Here is a 19,663-nt window from a genome sequence, read left to right as displayed (position 1 = left end):
CAGGTCGTGTTTCGGGAGATTCGCCCGTGGGCGGCTAGGTGTGTGGGAAACCCGCCCGTGGGCGGCAGAGTGGCGGAGCGGCAGGACGGTAGGGCGGGCGCCGGGCGGAGTCGATTCAGGGTCCGCCCGGCGTCGCCACCTGTCAGAATGCCGACTCGGGGACCTCCATCAGGGTGTTGTCGATGCCTTCGGCGATGACCCGTTCGGCGCTGATCCGAGGCAGCACGGTGTGAGCGAAGAATCTAGCGGCAGCGACTTTGCCGGTGTAGAAGTCGATGTCTTCGCTGCTGGCGCCGGAGTGGAGGGCGGTGTCGGCGACTTCAGCTTGGCGCAGCAGCAGCCATCCGATGAGGACGTCACCGGCGGCGAGGAGTAGCCGGGTGGTGTTTTGTCCGACTTTGTAGAGGTTGGTGATGTCGGCGTTTTCTCCGCCGGTGCGTGGATCGGCGGCCATGGCGGCGCCGATCATGGCGGCGATGATGCCTTGGAGGTCTTCGACGGCTTTCCCTAGGAGAGCGCGTTCGTCGGCGAGTCGGTCGTCGGCGGCATTTCCGCCGTTGACGGTGGTCATCATCTGTGCGGCGACTGCCTGCAATGCCTGGCCTTGGTCGCGCACGATTTTGCGGAAGAAGAAATCCTGCCCTTGGATGGCGGTGGTGCCTTCGTAGAGGGTGTCGATTTTGGCGTCGCGGACGTATTGTTCGATGGCGTAGTCCTGGAGGAATCCTGACCCGCCGTACGTTTGGAGTGATTCGGTGCCGAGGAGCACCCAGGCGCGTTCTGATCCGCAGCCTTTGACCAAGGGCAGCAGGAGGTCGTTGATGCGGGCGACGAGGTGTTCTGGGGTGCCTTTGTCTGGGTCGGCGCCGTCGTGGGTGAGCCGGTATGTGTCGATGGTGTCCTGGTGGGTCGCGGTGTAGAGCACCAAGGCGCGTAGCCCTTCGGCGTACGCCTTTTGCAACATCAGAGATCGGCGTACATCAGGGTGGTGAATGATCGTGACGCGCGGGGCGGTTTTGTCGGCGGAGCGGGTCAGGTCGGCGCCTTGGACCCGCTGTTTGGCGTAGTCGAGGGCGTTGAGATAGCCGGTGGACAGGGTTGCGATCGCTTTGGTGCCGACCATCATGCGGGCGTATTCGATGATGCGGAACATTTGTGCAGTGCCATCGTGGATGTCGCCGACGAGGGTGCCAACCGCGGGTTCTTTTTCGCCGAAGCGAAGTTCGCAGGTGGTGGAGACTTTAAGGCCCATTTTGTGCTCGACATTGGTGACATAAACACCGTTGCGGTCGCCGAGGTTTCCGGTTTCGAGATCGACGTGATATTTAGGTACGACGAAAAGCGAGAGGCCTTTGGTGCCGGGTCCGGCGCCTTCGGGGCGGGCGAGGACGAGATGCACGATGTTTTCACTCATGTCGTGTTCGGCGGAGGTGATAAACCGTTTCACGCCTTCGATATGCCAGGTGCCGTCGGGTTGTGGGATGGCTTTGGCGCGGCCAGCACCGAAGTCTGAGCCGGAGTCGGGTTCGGTGAGGACCATCGTTGATCCCCATTGCCGTTCGACCATGTGTGCGGCCATCCGGCGTTGCGCCTCGTTGCCGAGTTCGTAGAGGACTCGGGCGAATCCGTATCCAGCGGAGTACATATAGACGGCGGGGTTGGCGCCGAGGATCAGTTCAGAGACGGCCCAGGTCAGGGAGGGTGGTACGACGGTGCCGCCGAGTTCGCCGGGAACGGACAGCATGCCCCAGCCAGCTTCGGTGTAGGCCTTGTAGGACTTTTTGAAGCTTTCTGGAATGGTCACGCTGTGGGTGTCGGGGTCGAACACGGGGGGATTGCGATCCGCGTCGATGAAGCTGTCAGCGAGTTCGTTTTCGGCGAGGCGTGCGACTTCGTGGAGGATTTCTCGGGCGGTGTCGATGTCCACATCCTCGTAGGGTCCGCTGCCCAGGAGCTCCTGGCGTGCGAAGACCTCGAAGAGGGTGAATTCCAGGTCGCGCAGGTTGCTCTTGTAGTGCCCCATGAGTGTGCTGTCCCCTCGTCGTCGTTGTCGCGGGTCGTGGTGCCGGCCGGGCGGGTGTGGTGGCCGATAGGAGAGATGCGGTGCTACTCCCGCCAGACGTTACTGGCGGGTAGTTCGGGACCATTGTCCTTCGCGCTCGAAGCGCGACTCCCTTAAGTGAGGTGTGACGGACCTCACCGCCCCACTCGGTGCGGCCCGGCGTCCCCGGCCCTGATCGGCGAGAATCAGTCAGAGGCAGCCACCCACGTCGTGATCCGAGGAGCCCCGATGACCGAAGTGCAGGAAATCGAACGGACTTTCGACGTTCCTGACGGATGGACCTGTCCGGCCTTCACGGGAGTGGGGGCGGTCGCGGCTGTCGGTGCAGCACGCCGGTTCACTCAGACAGCCACCTATCTCGACACCCCAGATCTGGCGCTCTTGCAGGCCCGGCGAACGCTACGGCGACGGGTGGGCGGCTTGGACGCGGGATGGCATCTGAAAATGCCACCGGTGGGGGATTCCCGCACCGAAGTCCACGCCCCGCTCGGTTCCTCCGCGGCGCGGGTCCCCGCCGAGCTGCGGGCTCGGGTCGCTGATGTCGTCGGGAAGGATCCGTTGCTGCCGGTGACGCTGCTGAAGACCCGCCGTACCCGCCGGGAACTCCTGAACGCCCACGGCGACCTCGTCGCGGAAGTCGTCGACGACACGGTCGAGGCCACGGTGCTCCTCGACGGCGGAGAAGTGCGGCGTTGGCGGGAGGTTGAATTGGAGCTGGGATCGGCAGGCGACGTCGCTGACTTGGAAGCACTCACGGCACAGCTGCGGGGAAGTGGGCTGGTCGCGGCAGCCATGCCGTCAAAGTTGGGTCGCGCGTTGGCCGGGGCGTTAGCTCGTCGTACGGCAGCTGAGAAGCAGACCCAGTTTGACGCTGTCGGCACCTATCTGGGATGGCAGCTGGCGACCATGCAGGAGGTCGAGGCGGGAGTCCGGGCGGGGGAGGAGGACGCCATCCACCGGATGCGGGTGGCGTTACGGCGGACACGGGCTGTGCTGCGGATCTTCGGGGACTGGTATGACACCGCCGAGGTCAGCGCGGTGGCAGCTGATGTGGCATGGCTCGCCGACCGAGTGGCGCCCGTGCGTGACGCCGATGTCACACAGAGCCGTGTCGAACAGGCGTTGGCAGAGTTACCAGCGGCGTGGCGGGTCGGTCCGGTGGGACGTCGGGTGCGGCAGATGTCCCGGGCTGAGCACGAAGCAGGTCGCTGCGCGGTGGTCCGGGCGCTGGACGGAGCCCGGTGCGACCGGCTATTACGGCGGTGGACGGCCTTAGTGCAGTGCGAGGCGGTCCCCCCGGACGCAGTGACGATCAACACGGCCGTGGCAGACAGCGTGGCAGCGGTGACACAGGCCGCAGATCGGGTCGTCACCAGCCACGACGGCGAACGCGACGCGGCATTGCATCGATTACGTCGACGCATCAAAACCGCTCGGTACGTCGCGGAACTGGCCCAGCTGGCCGGGAATCAGCCAGCAGAGCAGACCTGGACCATGTGGCAGGACATCCTGGGAGAGCATCAAGATGCGGTGACTGCCTTAGCGTTCCTCCGGCGTACGGTCCTCGCAGCGCGAGCCGCCGGGGAGGACACCTTCACGTATGGGATGCTCACCGCCGGTCAAGAACAGGCCCGTCGAGACGCACAGCGCCACATCGACACCCGATGGACGGACCTGCGACACCAGCGGTGATCACCCTCGTGACGCGCTGACTCCTTGGTGCACAACCGTCTTGGACAGCACCTCCACCATCGAGTAGGGCACCTGACCTGTTTTCCTCAGGACGCCCTCCGACCAGCCGAAACTGACGGTGTACCAGTCAGCAGCACTCTCGGGGAGGACACGATGGCCGCTGTCACCTGCCCGGAACGGGCCGAAGAGCCCACCGGCGACAGGGCCCCGTCCAGCCTCCCCACCCCCACGGAGAGCGTTGCGTCACGTCGTCATCTGGTCCTCGTCCGAGAGGGCCCGCGCGACGATGACGACGTCGGTATCTGGATCGACGAAGACCTCTCAGCTGAAGCTGTGCGGTTGACGGTCCTACTCCGCGGACTGGCACGGTTGGAAGCGGAGATCTTGTCGATCTGAGCCTGTCGACCGCTCCGGGACAGGCCACCCCGGCCGACAGCGACCGTTCGGCCGGGGCTCCCATTCGTTGACGTCGACATCCAAGGTAGGGGGAATTCGGCGTCCCCACAGGTCCGCTCCCGATCTGGCGTCGGTAGTAGTGGACCACGCACGGCGGGCATGTGGCAGCCCGACGTGCTGCGGGACCCCGGTGTTGGCTGCACCGGGGTCCCGCACCTATGCACTCGCAGAGGTTAGCCAGCGAAGGGCAAAACCGGACGGCCGCGCACACCAGGACGCACCCCAAACAGCGACCCCGCCTGCGGGTCTTCACCGGCGGGGATCTTCTCCCGGGAGGTGGTGATAAACAGCATGTCCAGGTCGTCGCCGCCAAAAGTGCACGCGGTGACCTTGGTCGCCGGGACCTCCACCACGTCAGCTAACGTCCCGGAGGCGTCGTAATGCTCGACCCGCCCACCGTTGGCGATAGCCACCCACACCCCACCCTCAGCGTCGACGACCAGACCATCCGGCCGACCACCGTCAGGGATCTCCACCCACGGGCGACGTCCGGTCAGCCCGTCTTCAGCGGACCAGTCGAACACATCGATCCGTTGCGTATCGGTGTCCACGTAATAGGCCAGAGTCCCATCCGCAGAGAAATCAAACCCGTTGCTGATGGTCAACCCATGCCACACCGGACGAACCGTGTGGTCCGGAGCCAACCGGTACATCGACGCGGCACCAGGTGTTTTGTCGTACGCCATCTGCCCGACATAGAAACTCCCGTCAGGGGCGCACCCACCCTCGTTCATCCGCAACGACTCGTCGCGCCACACGTCTGCGAGAGGCGTGATGGTGCCATTGGGGTCCTCAAGGACAAATCCCCGCTCGGTCGCGACGACGGCGCCACCGCTCACCCGAGGACGGACACACGCAGCGACCCGACCCATTTTGTGACGGGTCACATGCCCGCCTTTCTCCAGCCGTAGAACCTCCCCGGCCAGCATGTCCACAAAACGCAACCCACCCCAACCGGGCCACCAGCAGGGACCCTCCATGTGGTAAGCGACGACGTCGGTGAGGCGTTCGACCTGCATCGGCGGCACTCCTCTCAGTGGCGATCGAGGTCGTCCCAGGTCGACATGCGCCGACAGGACGTGACTCACACCACAGTACGGTGAGCATCGTGGATCACTGCCTCTAGGGGGCAGGTCAGTTGTCCTGGACGGCTGACCCACATCATCGCCCATCACGCTCAGACTGCGCCGCGCCCCGTCGATCAGGACAGTGCCACAAGAGACAGTTGCCGGATCACCGAGCGAAACACCGGCAGAACGACTCCATCCGAGCGATCCTGTTGGCACGGTGCGTCATTGGCAACATCATCATGCCGTGCAGCGCAGACCCCCGCGCAGCCAACCTCGCGAGGGACCACAGATGTCTACCGTTAACCGGTGCGCCGGGGAGGGAGGTGACCCGCGTGCGAAACCCCACCGGTCCCGCCGTGTCGGCACCGACCTGGACCGGCACGAGCCGATCCCCGCTGCCCACCACCCACGTCTGGTGGATGATCCCGGTCAGCATGATCCTCGGCGCCGCCAGCGCACCCCTAGGCTTCTATGGCCTCGACGATCACGGCCAATCGACGTACTGGCTCTTCACCGCAATGATCTTTGCGACAGTGACAGTGGTGTGGCAAGACCGCCAGCCCCCTCACCAGGTCATCGCCGCCGTAGCCATCGCCGCAGCCACCGGCTTCGGCGCAGCCGCGCTCGCCGTCGGTCAGGAGGCGAGGGATGTCGTCCCGATAGCGGCGGCCAATGTCGTAGGCGCCTTGATCAGCGCCTACCTATATCAACGTGTCCCGCCTCGACACGACCGGGCGGACCACACCGATGTCTATGACACCTCGGCACGCACCACACCTGGGACCACTGCCCGCCCATGGGTGCCGTGCACTCTCGCCGACGTGAGCTGGCTGATGGTCTGCACCGCGGTCGGGGTGGGCGTCGCTACCGCCGCTGGTGCCTATCCGGGCACACCGCTCGGCGGATCAGGTGACCTGAGAGTTGACCTGTGGAACGGCTTTTGGATGTTTTCTCTGTCCGCGGTCGGCTGCCACTGCGTCTTGCCGTTGATTCATCATCGGGATGTTCCTGACCTGCCGCGACCGCATCCGTTGTGGATCCCGGTGTTTGTGCTGGTTGCCGTGTTCTGCGTCGAAGCTCCCGATGTCGCGCCGACGTACCCTTTGGACTGGCTTTTTGTGGTGCCGGCGGTGCTCGCCGGAGCTGTGCTCACCGTGCGGTGGGCAGCTGTCGGGGGCCTTGCCGTGGCAGTGATCTGGGCGGTCACGCCGTACGCCGAATATCCCGACGTCGGCGCTGACCTATGGGTGATGCCACAGGCTGTGGTGGATTTACTGATCGCTTTTACGACGTCAGTGACGTTGATGCTGCTGATCCTGCGGGAACAATCAGCGGCGACCACGGCGCACACCGATGCGCGTGCCGCCGGGGAAGCAGCCCGTGAAGCGATGCTGACCGCTGTCTTGGAATCGATGACCGATGCGGTGGTCCTCATCGATCGGGAGGGCGTCGTGCAGGTCAGTAACGCTGCGGTGCACCGACTGATCGGTGTGCCCCTATCCGACCATCTTGACGTGGGATGGTGCCGGGCTGTGCAGCTGCGACCGGTCGCTGACCAGGGACGATGGGATGAGGCGCGGCTCATGGATCTCATCGACCCTGCCCCCGGGCAACGCCCCACCGTGGACGTGATCGCCGGACTCACCGGAAAACGACTGGTCGTCACTGCCCGGCGAGTTGACTCCACCGAGGGGGCACCCACGTTGCTACTGCTGCGTGATGTCACCGACGATCACGGACGTCAACGAGAACTTGAATGGTTCGCTGCGTCAGTGGCTGTCGATCTGAAAAGCCCCCTGGACCGGTTGGATGCCTGGATTGACCAGATGGATGGCCGTCTTGTTGAGGCCACCACCGCCACGGCCAGCGCCACGGCCGACCTCAGCGCTGATCTGCCGCACGGGGTGGAATTCGTCCAAGAAATGAAAGACGCCATCCAGCAATATCTGGTCCGCGCAGTCGGATCCACTGACCCCGTGCCCGCCCACAACGTGGCCGTTGCCGACGTCGTGCGAGATGTTGTCGACGGTATGGCCGCCACCGGCGGGATCGTTCCAGCCGTAGACCTACAGGCCGACCACATCCTGCGAGTCGCTGACCACCTCGCGCATCAGCTCATCGCCTATGCCATCGGCGAAGTGGTCGCTGGACATGACACTCCGCAGGACGTCGCCGTACGGGTGCGCAGTGACGACGGCGAACCCGGCTGGTCCGTCGTCACCGTCGCCTCTGACAGTGCACCTCCTGACCGGGTCCTGCACGCTGCGTCGGTGACCAGTGGGCTAGGACTGTCGCTGTGCGAAGCGATCGTCAGCAGATACGGCGGCAGCTTCGACACACACACCACTGCGGGCAGCACCTCCATCCGGTTTACCCTGCCCGCTGCTCCGCAGGAGGTGCCATGACGGGCCAGCGCACGTACCGGCCTGCTGCACCTACCCCGCAGGCGCTTGTCGCATACACCGCTTACGGGTTCGTGGTCGTCGCCGGCTTCCTCACCGTCGAGCACCACGGGGGACAGGCCGCGGCATGGCCCACACATGTCGCCACGGCCGCTCTCTTCACCGTGCTGTGGCCCGGTCAAGCGTCGTGGTATGGCCGTGATGATTCACCGCAGACCCGCACCACCAACCCGACCAGCACGCTCCTCGGGATCTCCGCGCTGGCCTGGCTCATCGTTCTCATCGCCGGGCTCATCTGCGGACACGACCCAGTCGAAGTCGCCCGGGTCGCGAGCTGGAATGTGTTCGGTGTCCTCGCGCTGCTCCTCGCATATCGGGTGTGGCGGGCCGAACCCGGATGGTTCCCGCACACACCCGCCGACGTCTGCGTCTTCACCGGGTTGGTGTTTGTCTCATCGATCCCGGCAGTGCTGGGCGGAGCCATGCCCGGCGTCGCAGCATGGTTGCCTGCCTCCACCGCCGACCTTGCCTGGTGGGGGACAGTGTGGATGCTCCCGTTGGAATACGGCGGACTCCTCGGCTTCGTCCTGCTCTCCCCCGTGGAGACCTACACGACGGTCCGTTTTCCCACCTGGCAGCCCGTCGCCCTCGTCGGGTCAGTGATCTGCATCCACCTCGCGATGAGCTTCCCTGAGCTGCCACTGTCCTGGCTGATGCTGCTGCCAGCCCTGTGGGTTGGGGTGACGATGACCCCCCGGATCGCATGTATCGCGCTCGTCATGATTGGCGCCCTCTTAGGCGGCCTATCCCAACCGCAAGGGTCGTCCCTGGAAGAAGCCGTCCGGTTCCTCGTGCTGTCCGTGACAGCGATGGCCATCGCCATGCTCGGCGTATCCCTCGTCATGTTCCGGGAACGTCACGCCCACACCCAAACCCAAGGGCTCGCCGCCACCAGACAAGCAGCAGCACAGAGTGCAATCCTCGACGTGGTGGTCTCCTCGATGACCGACGGGGTCCTGCTCACCGACCGGCATGGCCGAGTGGTCTCGTCCAACCCTGCCGCGCGTGCCCTCCTCGGAGCCCCCCGCCACGGTGTGGATGCCAGCGCCGGATGGGTACGCCGGTACGACGTCCGCGGCAGCCACGGCACCGACCTCAACGACGCACAGATCACCGCTCTGGAACAGCCACCCCTCCAGCGAGCGCCGTCAACAGATCACGGTGATCTCACCTTGGCCCCTGACGGCTCTGCCCTCGACGCTGAAGTGGCCACCGCAGACGGAGCTGGCGGCTGGCGCACCTTGGCCGTGCACACTCGGGCCTTGACACGCACCCCGCAATCCCTGGACGCCCACCAGGTGGTCCTCCTCAAAGATGTCACCGCCAGCAGGCAGCGCCGACAAGAATTAGAAACCTTCGCCGGGGTCGTCGCCCACGACCTGCGTAACCCGTTGGGCGCCGTATCGCTGTGGCTGGAATCAGCAGCGATGGACGTCGACGACGGCGACCCCGCCGCAGCCCGCGAACCGTTAGCACGGGCCCGGCAAGCCGGACGACGGATGAGACAAGTCATCGACGATTACCTGGCATACACGGTGGGTCGGGAAGGAGTGCTCCGCGTCGAAGAACTCGACCTAGGCGCGGTGATCCGAGAAGTCGCGGCAGTGAACCTGCGGGGCCCACGCGGTCCCCGAGTCGATGTCCTCGCTGACGCCTGGGTCCAAGCAGATCGGACCCTGCTGAGACAACTCTTCGCCAACCTCATCGGCAACGCCGTGAAATACGCCCGCGACGGTGAAGACCCCTACGTGCGGATCCGCGCCGTCCACGACGACCCAGCAGGCTGGGTGCGGATTTACGTCGAAGACAAAGGGATCGGTCTCGACGCCAAGGACGCTGAAACAGTATTTGCGCCATTCGGTCGAACCTCCCATGGCACCGCGATGCGAGAAGGCACCGGCCTAGGGCTCGCACTGTGCCGGACCATCGTGACCCGGCACCACGGGCAGATCACGGCGTACCGCAACGCATGGGGCGGCGCGACCGTCGAATTGACCTTGCCACAAGGCCGAGCGATGTCTGACTGACCAGTGGGATGATCCGCTTCTCGTCCCAACCCACATCCAAAACCCGCCCGCGGGCGGGTTTTGTGGATGGAATGTCGCCCGTGGGCGGGTTTTGTGGGTGTTGTCCTGCGGTTTTACGGCGGGGATGCGCCCGTGGGCGGGTTTTGTGGGTGTTGTCCTGCGGTTTTACGGCGGGGATGCGCCCGTGGGCGGGTTTTGTGGGAGTTGTCCTGGGGTTTTACGGCGGGGATGCCCCCGTGGGCGGGTTTTTTGGGTGTTGTCCTGCGGTTTTGTGGATGCAATGTCGCCCGCGGGCGGGTTTGGTCCCCGGTGTTTCGCGTATCCACGAAACACCGCGCGGATGCCGGACCCTTGCTCGCCTCACAGGAATCCAGCCGGACGTCCTTGACTATCTCAACTTAGGTCGCCAACGACAGCGCAGAATCCGCACAACCTGTTATTGACCTGACCATACATGCGACCGCCGTGCCTTTGCTCTTGGCCCGTCAACGGTCGTTCATCTCATCCTCCATGGGGGACGTCGTCGACTAATCCCGACAATCCACGCTCCACATTAAGTCACACGCATCCCCGTCACGGTCAGTGCCACGGCATGCCATCGGGACAACTGAGATCTGCGTCAGAGGCACCGGACCAGCACCAGCCCAAACCTCCGTCGTGGCCAACACCCCTGGCGCCGGCTGGTGAGCGCTCGCCGTAGTGGTGATTAAGCCACTTTCACAGTCAGTCCCGGTCGGGACATATCTGGCAGTGAAGCTCAAGTTACCCGGAATTGAGGTGAGATTCTTTAGGGCAACGTCAGAGTCGTGCTTGGTGCCTCCCAGCGCTGACAGGTCAGGCATCGTATCTATCACATCGGTCTGTCGGACACTGACATTGCTCTTAGTGATGACTTGGTGAATGTAGGGCAATGGGTGACCAATATGGAAGGTCGGAGAATCTGCAGTGTTACGCACCTCCAGCATTGGCCGTAGCATAGGAATGATTAACGTGACAACCTCTCTTTCTGGAGTGGGATCGACTGCTGGAGGCTGGTTCGGTGAACCCGGGGATCTGAATGTCGGTGGGAAGAAGGAGCTGACCGTTGACCACAGCAGATCCCCCACGGGGATATGTCAATGTGAACCTAGGGCGTTATTCACGAGCGATTAGACGTCAGAGGGCCCACCCGCTGAAAGGGCCTGTGACCTGTAGGTTTCCTGACTCTCCTCAAGGGGGTAAACCCCTCGTGAATAGCGCCCCTAGATCATGACAATTCACTCAGCGAGTATCACGTCCGGGTTTGCCACCACCCTGCCTCCAGCAGTGGAAGCGCCGAGGCTGGGGGTCGACACATAGTGTGACCATTGAAGTCGCAGTCGTTCGTGAGGGCGACAATCGTGGTAGGTACTCCTGATGTCGTGGTCATCGAGTCTTCAACCACCACAGTAAGGGCATTGCTATCGGCCACTTGGACCGTGATTACAGCTGTCCTGTACTTTCCTGCCCGGTCGCCCATAGTGTCATTAAATGAGTCGGAGCCGACGTAGAATAATCGGTGGAGGGGGTGGCGGATATTCCTTGCTTTGAGCTTTCTTAGCGATGACTAGCGCAGCTGATGTCACCCTGGAGGCAACTATGCATCTAGGGAGCGAAAATAATATCCACCTTGGTCTTGCCAGCCAAGTGACCGGTATAACCTTGCTGCACGGACATTAGAGGCTTCGACTTGCAGGATGCCGAAATTGGTGCCGTTATGTCCACCTAGATGCGCGAGAAATCGCAGCATAGATTGCCCTAAGCCGCGTCCTCGAAGATGTGGTGCTACTTCAAGATCTGAGATGTTGTACCAATCGTCAATGATACTTATTCTTCCATGCCCTACGGCGTGATGCCCACGCCAGAGTGTGAGGTAGATCGCAGGATGCGCCGTGGTGACCGCCAATGCGTAGGGATGTGTATGAAACTGAGGTTTTGATCGACTGATCCATCCTGCGGTTGGGGTCCTTGTCCATTCGGCAGTGAATCCGGAAGGCCATGCAGGGGGGTCAATATCAATCTCTGGCTTCAATGTTTGTATGATGACTGGGGTTGATTTTTCATAGTGGCGTTCAGTGAGAACCAGATCGAGTGGCTTTTGTGATGCTGGCGGTGAGAATTTTTCCCATAACCCTAAGATTTTGGTTCCTTCTGATGTCATCGAATCGGCGGACTGTGACATGGTGATGTTAAAAGGGATCTGGAATGACGGGGTTAGCCCTTGGTGATGGTATATCTCCTCAACCCTCGCAACTGCCTGATCCAGGGGAAGTCCTGGGTCTCCTATCGGTAGCGCGCTGTTAGCCCGCTGAGTGAAGCCTTGGCCGATGCGAATGACCCAATCGCCAAGCCGCTCCTGAAAAAGTCCAGGCCACGCCCGCCATATCACGGAATGAAGTCGTTCTACGGGATGCATCGTCACCTCGCTCCTCGTCGGTCTAAGAAGGTGTCGCCCGTGGGCGGGTTTTGGGTGTAGTGACGTGGGGTTTTGTGGATGGAATGTCGCCCGTGGGCGGGTTTTTTTGGATGGGATGCGCCCGCGGGCGGATTTTGTGGGTGTTGTCCTGCGGTTTTACGGCGGGGATGCGCCCGTGGGCGGGTTTTGTGGGTGGAATGTCGCCCGTGGGCGGGTTTGGTCCCCGGTGTTTCGCGGGTCCCAGCAGTTGGTCGACGTACCGACAGGGACCAGCGAACGGCGTCGTACCTGTTGTGGCGGAGGCTCTCGCGGGTTCGTCTGTCCCTATCGTGGCAGAGGTGGAGCGCCCATCCTTGAAGATCAAAAAAGAGAGCCACGGTGTCGACCGTGGCTCTCTTGGTGGAGCGAGTGACGGGAATCGAACCCGCGTGTTCAGCTTGGGAAGCTGATGTTCTACCATTGAACTACACTCGCACTGCTTTGACCTGCGCAAACGTGACTCAAAGTGTCCTTTGAGGTGCCGGAAGGCCCGAAGCTGTGTGACAGTCTAACCCAGCCAGGCGAGTGCCAGGCACGCAGGGACACTGGATGAGGACGTTAGTCTCGACTGGTGCTGCTCTCCGACCGTGACATCCGCGCCCAGATCGATTCCGGACGGGTCGTCTTGCACCCGTATGACCCTCAGATGGTGCAGCCCTCCAGCATCGATGTCCGTTTGGACCGGCTGTTTCGCCTCTTCGACAATCACAAATATCCGTTCATTGATCCGGCGGAGGACCAGCCTGAACTGACCCGACTCGTCGAGGTCGACGCGGATGAACCATTCGTGCTGCATCCGGGCGAGTTTGTCTTGGGGTCCACCTATGAGCAGGTCACTTTGCCCGACGATGTCGCCGCCCGTGTTGAAGGCAAATCCAGTCTGGGGCGGTTGGGGCTACTCACGCACGCCACTGCCGGATTCGTCGATCCAGGCTTCACCGGCCATGTCACATTGGAGCTGTCCAACGTGGCGACTTTGCCTATCAAATTGTGGCCGGGGATGCGGATTGGCCAGCTGTGTTTCTTCCAGCTCAGCTCCCCGGCTGAGCATCCCTACGGATCATCCCGGTCCGGGAACCACTACCAAGGCCAGCGTGGACCGACCGCCAGTCGTGCTCACGTCGGTTTTCGGCGTACCGACGTCTCCCGGTTGGGGGGCGACGCGCCTTCATCGGCAGCCAAAGCGTAACGACGTCGGTCCGGCCCGTTAGCGTGGCGGGATGATCCGCTTCGAACAGGTCGTCAAACGATACGGCGAAGGGTCTCCCGTCGTCGACGGCCTGACCTTATCGGCCCCCGAAGGCACCGTCACCGTGCTGGTTGGTCCGTCCGGATGCGGGAAAACCACCTCGCTGCGCATGGTCAACCGCATGATCGCCCCCACCGAAGGGCGGATTCTTGTTGGCGGTGAGGACGTCGCCGCGATGGATACTGCCCACCTCCGACGCGGTATCGGTTATGTCATTCAGCATGGCGGGCTGTTCCCGCACCTCACCGTCGAACGTAACGTCATGACCGTCCCGCTGCTGTTGGGTACGCCGAAAGCACAGGCTCGTGTCCGCGCCCACGAACTTCTGGAACGTGTCGGCTTGGAACCGGCGCTAGCACGTCGATATCCGGCGCAGCTATCCGGCGGTCAGCAACAACGGGTCGGTGTGGCTCGGGCACTGGCCGCTGACCCACCAGTTCTGCTGATGGATGAACCTTTTAGCGCCGTTGACCCCGTCGTACGCGACCAACTCCAAGCTGACCTGTCTGAACTGCAACGAGAACTTCGCAAAACCATCCTGTTTGTGACCCATGACATCGACGAAGCGATCCGTCTGGGCGACCAGATCGCCGTGCTGAAAGTGGGCGGACGGCTGGCCCAAGTCGCTGACCCTGCGACCCTGCTCGCCGCGCCAGCGGACGACTTCGTCGCTGAATTCGTCGGCCGTGACCGTGGCTACCGCGCACTCGGCTTCGTCCCGGCTCCTACTGTGATCACTCCGGTGCCTGAACGCACCGTTCACCTCGGCGAACTCCTCACCGACGCCGGACGTGATGGGTGGGTGCTGGTCGTCGACGACCACAACCGCCCCCTGGGCTGGGCCGAAGATGACGGCACCCCCGGGCGGCGCGCCGCCGACCTGCACGACGACCTCGACCTCGGGGGGACTGTCGCCACCCGTAACGGTCCGCTGCGCACCTATCTTGACGCGGCGCTGTCCTCCCCGTCGCGACGCGGTGTCGTCGTTGATGACGATGGTGCCGTTGTCGGGACCGTTCGGGTCGCCGAACTTGTCACCGCCATGGACTCCCCGCGAGCCGCGTTGCCCGTCACCGGCGTACCCACCTCCGGCGTAGCCACCCTTGAGGATCCAGCATGAGTTGGCTCCTCGAACACCTCGACCTGGTCCTCAGCCTCAGCGCGCGACACGCCTGGCTCGCCGCGACCCCCCTGCTTCTCGGACTGGCTGTGGCCCTCCCGTTGGGATGGGCAGCCCACAGCGGGCCTCGCTGGATCCGCCCCCTCTTGCTCACCGGCAGCGGACTGCTCTACACCCTGCCCAGCCTCGCCCTGTTTGTGCTGATCCCCGCGGTCCTCGGCACCAAGATTCTCGACCCGATCAATGTCATTGTCGCGATGACCGTCTACACTGTCGCGCTGCTGGTCCGCAGCGTTGACGACGGATTGTCCTCTGTGCCCCCCGATGTGACTGCCGCTGCCACCGCTCTCGGCTACGGCCGGTGGGCACGCCTGATCAAAGTTGATCTGCCCCTCGCCGTACCCGTCCTGGCCGCCGGACTACGCGTCACCTCTGTCAGCAACGTCAGCATCGTTTCAGTGGCCTCCCTCATCGGGGTGTCGCAACTCGGCACCCTGCTCACGGAGGGATACCAGCGCTATTACGTCGACGAACTCCTCGTCGGCATCCTCGCCTGCATGATCCTGGCGATGCTCTTTGACCTCGCCATTGTCGCTCTCACTTGGCTAGCCACCCCGTGGCGTCGGGTAGGTCCCAGCCACGCCGCCGCCGGAGGTCCCCGATGATCGCGCTCATCTGGGCCTGGCTCACCGATCCCGCCCACTGGTCCGGCCCTGACGGCATCCCCTTACGCCTCGGCGAACACCTCAGCTACTGCCTCTACGCTCTGACCGCCGCAACGCTCATCGCCGTACCCCTCGGCCTGTGGATCGGACACACCGGCCGAGCCCGCTGGCTGATCACCTCCACTAACGCCGTACGTGCCGTCCCCAGCCTCGGCCTGCTATTCGTCATGCAAATCCTCCTGTCCACCAACCTTCCCGGTGGCGCCGCCTTCGTCGTGCCCAGCCTCATCGTCCTCGTCCTCCTCGCCGTCCCGCCGCTTCTTGCCGGCACGTACGCCGGAGTCGACGCCGTCGACCCAGCCGTGCGTGACGCCGCCCACGGTATGGGGATGACCCGCACCCAAATCGTCTTCGGAGTCGAACTGCCCTGCGCGCTTCCGCTCCTGCTCTCCGGGCTGCGCAGCGCAACCCTTCAAGTCATCGGCACCGCCACCATCGCCGCCTATGTCTCCGCCGGGGGCCTTGGCGCCTATTTGTCCGAAGGACTCGCCATCGGCGACTACCCGATGGTCGCAGGCGGCGCGATCCTCGTCGCTGCGCTCGCGCTTGGCGTGGACGCCCTGCTGGCTGTGCTCACCGTGGTCCTGGTCTCCCCGGGGTTGCGCACTCTGCGCGGCAGCCACCGCAGCCGACCGGGCACTGACATCTCCGCCACCGCGAAATGAGGGACGACATGTCCATGAGACGAGGTCGCACCCCGGCCGTTTTGATCCTGATCATCACGCTCACCGGATGTGGATCACCCACTAATAATCCGTTAGCTACCGGCGCGGCCGCCCCGACCGGCCAGGGCGCTCCTCCCGCGCGATCCGGTCAGATCCTGGTCGGATCAGCTGATTTCACTGAAAGCGCCTTGCTGGCAGAAATATATGTGGGCGCTTTGAAAGCCAAAGGAGTCGATGCCGCACCGAAACTACGGATCGGGTCCCGAGAGGCCTATCTCAAAGGGATGCAGGACGGGTCGGTGCAGGTCGTCCCGGAATACACCGGCGCGCTGTCCTTCTTCTACCGCAAGGATGCCGCCGAGACCGACCCTGATCGGGTCCTTGACGGATTGCGGGCGGCGCTACCGCCCAACCTGACAGTCCTGGACCGATCCGCCGCCGAGGACAAAGACTCCATCACCGTCACTCGGGAGACCGCCCGCACTCGAGGGTTGCGCACGGTCAGCGACCTCACAGCTGTCGCTGACCACATGGTGCTGGGCGCCCCAGACGAGTTCAAAGCTCGCCCGCAAGGTCTGCCAGGCCTGGCCGGGGTCTACGGGATCGTCTTCTCCCGAGTGCGTACGCCGTTGACCGGCCAGGCGGTGGTGCAGGCGTTGAAACACGGCCAGATCGATGCTGCCAACATCTTCACCACGGACCCGGCGATCAGCGCCCACGATTTTGTGGTCCTCGACGATGACAAACACCTCTTCGGGACCCAGCACATCGTGCCCTTGGTTGCAAAGGACGCCGCGAACCCCACCGTCACGGCAGCTTTGAACGGGGTATCCGCCGCTTTGAACACCGAGGACCTGCGGGTCATGCTCGGCAAAGTCGACATTGACAAACAAGACCCGCAAAGCGTGGCCCGGCAATGGTTGCAAGACCACCACCTGCTGGGCGCGTGATCGCAGAGCTCCTGGTAGGAGCGCTGCTACCGGGAAAGCGCCCACCTCGGGCCATCTGTTGTGGATAGTCTTGCCACACAAGGTGGCTCAGGGGAGAAGAGATGGCGGCTGTCGATCTGACCCGGCGGGCGCTCGCCGCTTCGCTGCGTCGGCTGCTGATGACGCGTCGGCTGTCGAAGATCACCGTCCGCATGATCACCGATGACTGTGGGGTGTCGAGGCACACCTTTTATCACCATTTCGCTGACGTCTATGACCTGTTGACCTATCTCTTCCGCATGGAGATCGTCGAGGACCTCCCGGTGTATTGCCGCCACACCACCTGGCGGGCCGGGGTGGATCGGGTCTTGACCTACACCGCTGACAACCCGGAGCTCTGCCTGAGCGTCTATCATTCGCTGGGCCGGGAAAGATCAGAACGTTTCCTGTGTGGGGTGTTCAATCGACTGCTTCGAGGAGTTGTCGACGACCTATGTCGGGACGATCCGGTCGATGAAGAAACCCGATGTCAGGTGGCATCTTTTTTTGCTTTTGCGCTGCTCGGCCAGTTCTTGGACTGGTTGTCTCGGGGGTTAGAAGAATCGCCGCTGGTCGTGGGTCGTCGTATCGAAGAGATGATGGATGGCACGATCCGGCATGTCTTGGACAATCGACGCCGCGCCTGTGCTTCCGGTCGCGTCGGAAAGGTGATGCAGGGGCCCTGGTGATCACCGGGTGACGCGGTGGCACGCTTCCACAGCTCGCCCCATGCAGGGGTGGCTGAGGTCGCTGCTGGCCTGTGCGGCGATGACACATTTTCGTCCAGATGTGCCGTGATGAGACATCGGCGGGTCTTTGTCCATTGCCCCGGTTGAGACCTCGATCAACAGTGGTCTTAGCGGCAGATACGCCGACATCGACGACCGGTGAGAGTGATACGACATGGGTAACTACGACAAGGTCACGCCTTTGGCACCTGAGGGCATCGAGGAGCGGCACGCCTATCTTCTCGGTGGGGGGATAGGGGCGCTGGCAGCGGCTGCTTTCTTGATCCGTGACGCGCATATGCCGGCAAAAAACATTCACGTCCTGGAGTCCCTGGATCGCACGGGTGGATCGATGGATGGTGCTGGTGACGCGGAGCATGGATACACCGCTCGGGGCGGTCGGGAGATCGAAGAGCACTTCGAATGCTTCGCTGACCTGTTTGCGTCGGTGCCGTCATTGACTGACCCTTCTCGGTCGGTGCTGGATGAGTTCCGCGAGTTGAATCTCATCGAGCCGATCGAGTCGAGATGCCGCATTGTGCATGACCAGGGTGCGGTCGGGGACTTCTCGTCGTTGGGGCTGTCCACTGCGCAGGCGATGCAGCTGGGACGGTTGCATCTGGCGACAGAAGAAGCGTTGGGTGCCACCTCGATTGAGGAGTTTTTCACCCCTGATTTCTTCCGGACAAACTTCTGGTATTTCTGGGCGTCGATGTTTGCTTTCCAGACGTGGCACAGTGTCGTGGAAATGAAGCGGTACATGGAACGGTTCATGCATCTGATCGGTGGTATGAACCAACTCAAAGGCATCTTGCACACTGAATACAATCAGTATGACTCGTTGATTCTGCCGTTGGTGACTTGGCTGCGTGACCAGGGCGTGCAGGTGCAGCTGGGTGCGGTGGTCACGGATATTGATTTCACTGATGACGCGACGACGGCCACGGCGGTCCACTATCTGATGGACGGCGCGGAGGAGCTGATCGAGGTCGGCGCGGATGACCTGGTGTTGTTCACCAATGGCTCGATGACGCAGAACACCACGCGCGGTGACCTGGATACTCCGGCGGAGTTGAACCGTTCGCAGGACAAGGGCTGTTTCAGTGTGTGGGAGAGGATCGCGCCGAAGTCGCCGCGATTTGGGCATCCGGAGGTGTTCTGTGGTGACATCGACCGGACGAAGTGGCTGTCCTTCACCGTGACATTGAAGGACGATGATGTGCTGTTCCCGTATTTGGCTGAATTGACTAATAACGTCCCCGGGATGGGTGGTCTGACTACCATCACCGACTCGGCGTGGTTCATGAGTTGGGTGTCCCCGAAGGATCCACATTTCATTGACCAGCCAGAGAACGTTAAGGTGTTGTGGGCCTACGGCTTGAATATGGACGCGCCGGGCAACTATGTGCCGAAGACACTGTCGGAATGCACTGGCCGAGAAATGTTCACAGAGCTGTTGTTCCACATGGGGCTGAAGGATCGGGTGGAGGAGATCCTGGCGCACACCGTCAATGTCATCCCGGCGATGATGCCGTACATCACGTCGCAGTTCATGCCGCGAGTGGCGGGTGACCGACCGGCGGTGATCCCAGAAGGGAGCCGCAACTTCGCCTTCTTGGGTCAGTACGCGGAGGTGCCCGGGGACTGCGTGTTCACGGTGGAATATTCGGTGCGTACGGCGATGACGGCGGTTTATGGTTTGCTCGATCTGGAGCGTCCAGTTGTTGAGGTGTTCCCGAGCCGGTACGACGTACGGGTGCTCACCCAGGCGGCGAAAGTGTGCCTGGGGGTCGATAAGTTGCCGTTGAAGGATCTGACGTTGGCGGCGTTGACGGCCCGTTCGGAACTTGCTGCCTATCTGTGATTCGGGCGGCCGGAGCCATCTCGCTGCGGGGTGAGTGATGACGTGTCGGGGCGGCCGTGCGGGGCCGCTCCGACACCGTCATATGCGCTTGAATCGGGCAGG

At 62.9% G+C, this 19,663-nt stretch carries 15 protein-coding genes and 1 tRNA gene; 11 read left to right on the top strand and 5 right to left on the bottom strand.

Features of this window, described 5'->3' with window-relative positions; all coding sequences use genetic code 11:
- Nucleotides 1-142: 142 nt before the first annotated feature.
- Nucleotides 143-2,023 carry an acyl-CoA dehydrogenase gene (locus KEM60_RS06445; RefSeq protein ID WP_219106704.1) on the bottom strand — a complete coding sequence of 627 codons (1,881 nt, stop codon included), beginning with the start codon at nt 2,021-2,023 and terminating at the stop codon, nt 143-145.
- A gap of 267 nt (nt 2,024-2,290) precedes the next feature.
- Between KEM60_RS06445 and KEM60_RS06440 the strand changes: the two genes are divergently transcribed.
- Both KEM60_RS06440 and KEM60_RS06435 read left to right on the top strand, forming a co-directional pair.
- On the top strand, nt 2,291-3,754 hold the full coding sequence (locus tag KEM60_RS06440; protein ID WP_219106703.1) for a CYTH and CHAD domain-containing protein: 1,464 nt from the start codon (nt 2,291-2,293) through the stop codon (nt 3,752-3,754).
- Nucleotides 3,755-3,907: 153 nt separating this feature from the next.
- Entirely contained in the window at nt 3,908-4,150 is a 243-nt protein-coding gene (locus tag KEM60_RS06435) for a hypothetical protein (RefSeq protein ID WP_219106702.1), read from the top strand.
- Nucleotides 4,151-4,383: 233 nt separating this feature from the next.
- Here the strand turns inward: KEM60_RS06435 and KEM60_RS06430 are convergent, their stop codons facing one another.
- On the bottom strand, nt 4,384-5,229 hold the full coding sequence (locus KEM60_RS06430; RefSeq protein WP_219106701.1) for an SMP-30/gluconolactonase/LRE family protein: 846 nt from the start codon (nt 5,227-5,229) through the stop codon (nt 4,384-4,386).
- Between the two features lie 383 nt (nt 5,230-5,612).
- Between KEM60_RS06430 and KEM60_RS06425 the strand changes: the two genes are divergently transcribed.
- The gene (locus KEM60_RS06425) at nt 5,613-7,685 is read left to right on the top strand and encodes a hypothetical protein (protein WP_219106700.1); all 2,073 of its coding nucleotides are present in this window, start codon (nt 5,613-5,615) and stop codon (nt 7,683-7,685) included.
- Complete coding sequence (locus KEM60_RS06420) at nt 7,682-9,769, top strand: ATP-binding protein (protein WP_219106699.1); 2,088 nt, start codon at nt 7,682-7,684, stop codon at nt 9,767-9,769. The genes KEM60_RS06425 and KEM60_RS06420 overlap by 4 nt, the downstream gene beginning before the upstream one ends.
- Before the next feature lie 527 nt (nt 9,770-10,296).
- On the opposite strand, the gene KEM60_RS06415 is transcribed toward KEM60_RS06420, so the two are convergent.
- The 3 genes from KEM60_RS06415 to KEM60_RS06405 all read right to left on the bottom strand — a co-directional run bounded on the left by KEM60_RS06415 (nt 10,297) and on the right by KEM60_RS06405 (nt 12,677).
- On the bottom strand, nt 10,297-10,734 hold the full coding sequence (locus tag KEM60_RS06415) for a hypothetical protein (RefSeq protein WP_219106698.1): 438 nt from the start codon (nt 10,732-10,734) through the stop codon (nt 10,297-10,299).
- Between the two features lie 650 nt (nt 10,735-11,384).
- Complete coding sequence (locus KEM60_RS06410) at nt 11,385-12,203, bottom strand: N-acetyltransferase (protein ID WP_255574367.1); 819 nt, start codon at nt 12,201-12,203, stop codon at nt 11,385-11,387.
- A 400-nt stretch (nt 12,204-12,603) separates the two neighbouring features.
- Nucleotides 12,604-12,677: transfer RNA gene (locus tag KEM60_RS06405), tRNA-Gly, on the bottom strand.
- Between the two features lie 136 nt (nt 12,678-12,813).
- Here KEM60_RS06405 and dcd point away from each other — a divergent pair.
- The 7 genes from dcd to KEM60_RS06370 all read left to right on the top strand — a co-directional run bounded on the left by dcd (nt 12,814) and on the right by KEM60_RS06370 (nt 19,561).
- Entirely contained in the window at nt 12,814-13,431 is a 618-nt protein-coding gene (gene dcd / locus KEM60_RS06400; RefSeq protein ID WP_219106696.1) for a dCTP deaminase, read from the top strand.
- 31 nt (nt 13,432-13,462) lie between these two features.
- The gene (locus KEM60_RS06395) at nt 13,463-14,611 is read left to right on the top strand and encodes an ABC transporter ATP-binding protein (RefSeq protein ID WP_219106695.1); all 1,149 of its coding nucleotides are present in this window, start codon (nt 13,463-13,465) and stop codon (nt 14,609-14,611) included.
- On the top strand, nt 14,608-15,276 hold the full coding sequence (locus KEM60_RS06390; RefSeq protein WP_219106694.1) for an ABC transporter permease: 669 nt from the start codon (nt 14,608-14,610) through the stop codon (nt 15,274-15,276). The genes KEM60_RS06395 and KEM60_RS06390 overlap by 4 nt, the downstream gene beginning before the upstream one ends.
- Nucleotides 15,273-16,001 (top strand): ABC transporter permease, encoded by a 729-nt coding sequence (locus KEM60_RS06385; RefSeq protein ID WP_219106693.1) that lies wholly within the window; start codon nt 15,273-15,275, stop codon nt 15,999-16,001. Before KEM60_RS06390 ends, KEM60_RS06385 begins: the two co-directional genes overlap by 4 nt.
- A gap of 8 nt (nt 16,002-16,009) precedes the next feature.
- Nucleotides 16,010-16,951 carry an ABC transporter substrate-binding protein gene (locus KEM60_RS06380; protein ID WP_219106692.1) on the top strand — a complete coding sequence of 314 codons (942 nt, stop codon included), beginning with the start codon at nt 16,010-16,012 and terminating at the stop codon, nt 16,949-16,951.
- A gap of 101 nt (nt 16,952-17,052) precedes the next feature.
- The gene (locus KEM60_RS06375; protein WP_219106691.1) at nt 17,053-17,658 is read left to right on the top strand and encodes a TetR-like C-terminal domain-containing protein; all 606 of its coding nucleotides are present in this window, start codon (nt 17,053-17,055) and stop codon (nt 17,656-17,658) included.
- Between the two features lie 214 nt (nt 17,659-17,872).
- Complete coding sequence (locus tag KEM60_RS06370) at nt 17,873-19,561, top strand: oleate hydratase (protein WP_219106690.1); 1,689 nt, start codon at nt 17,873-17,875, stop codon at nt 19,559-19,561.
- Nucleotides 19,562-19,663 lie beyond the last annotated feature (102 nt).

The sequence above is a fragment of the Austwickia sp. TVS 96-490-7B genome (assembly GCF_019331795.1).
In the GTDB taxonomy this organism is placed as follows: domain Bacteria; phylum Actinomycetota; class Actinomycetes; order Actinomycetales; family Dermatophilaceae; genus Austwickia.
Note: the sequence above shows the minus strand (reverse complement) of the source record. Positions and strands in the feature narration are given on the sequence as shown.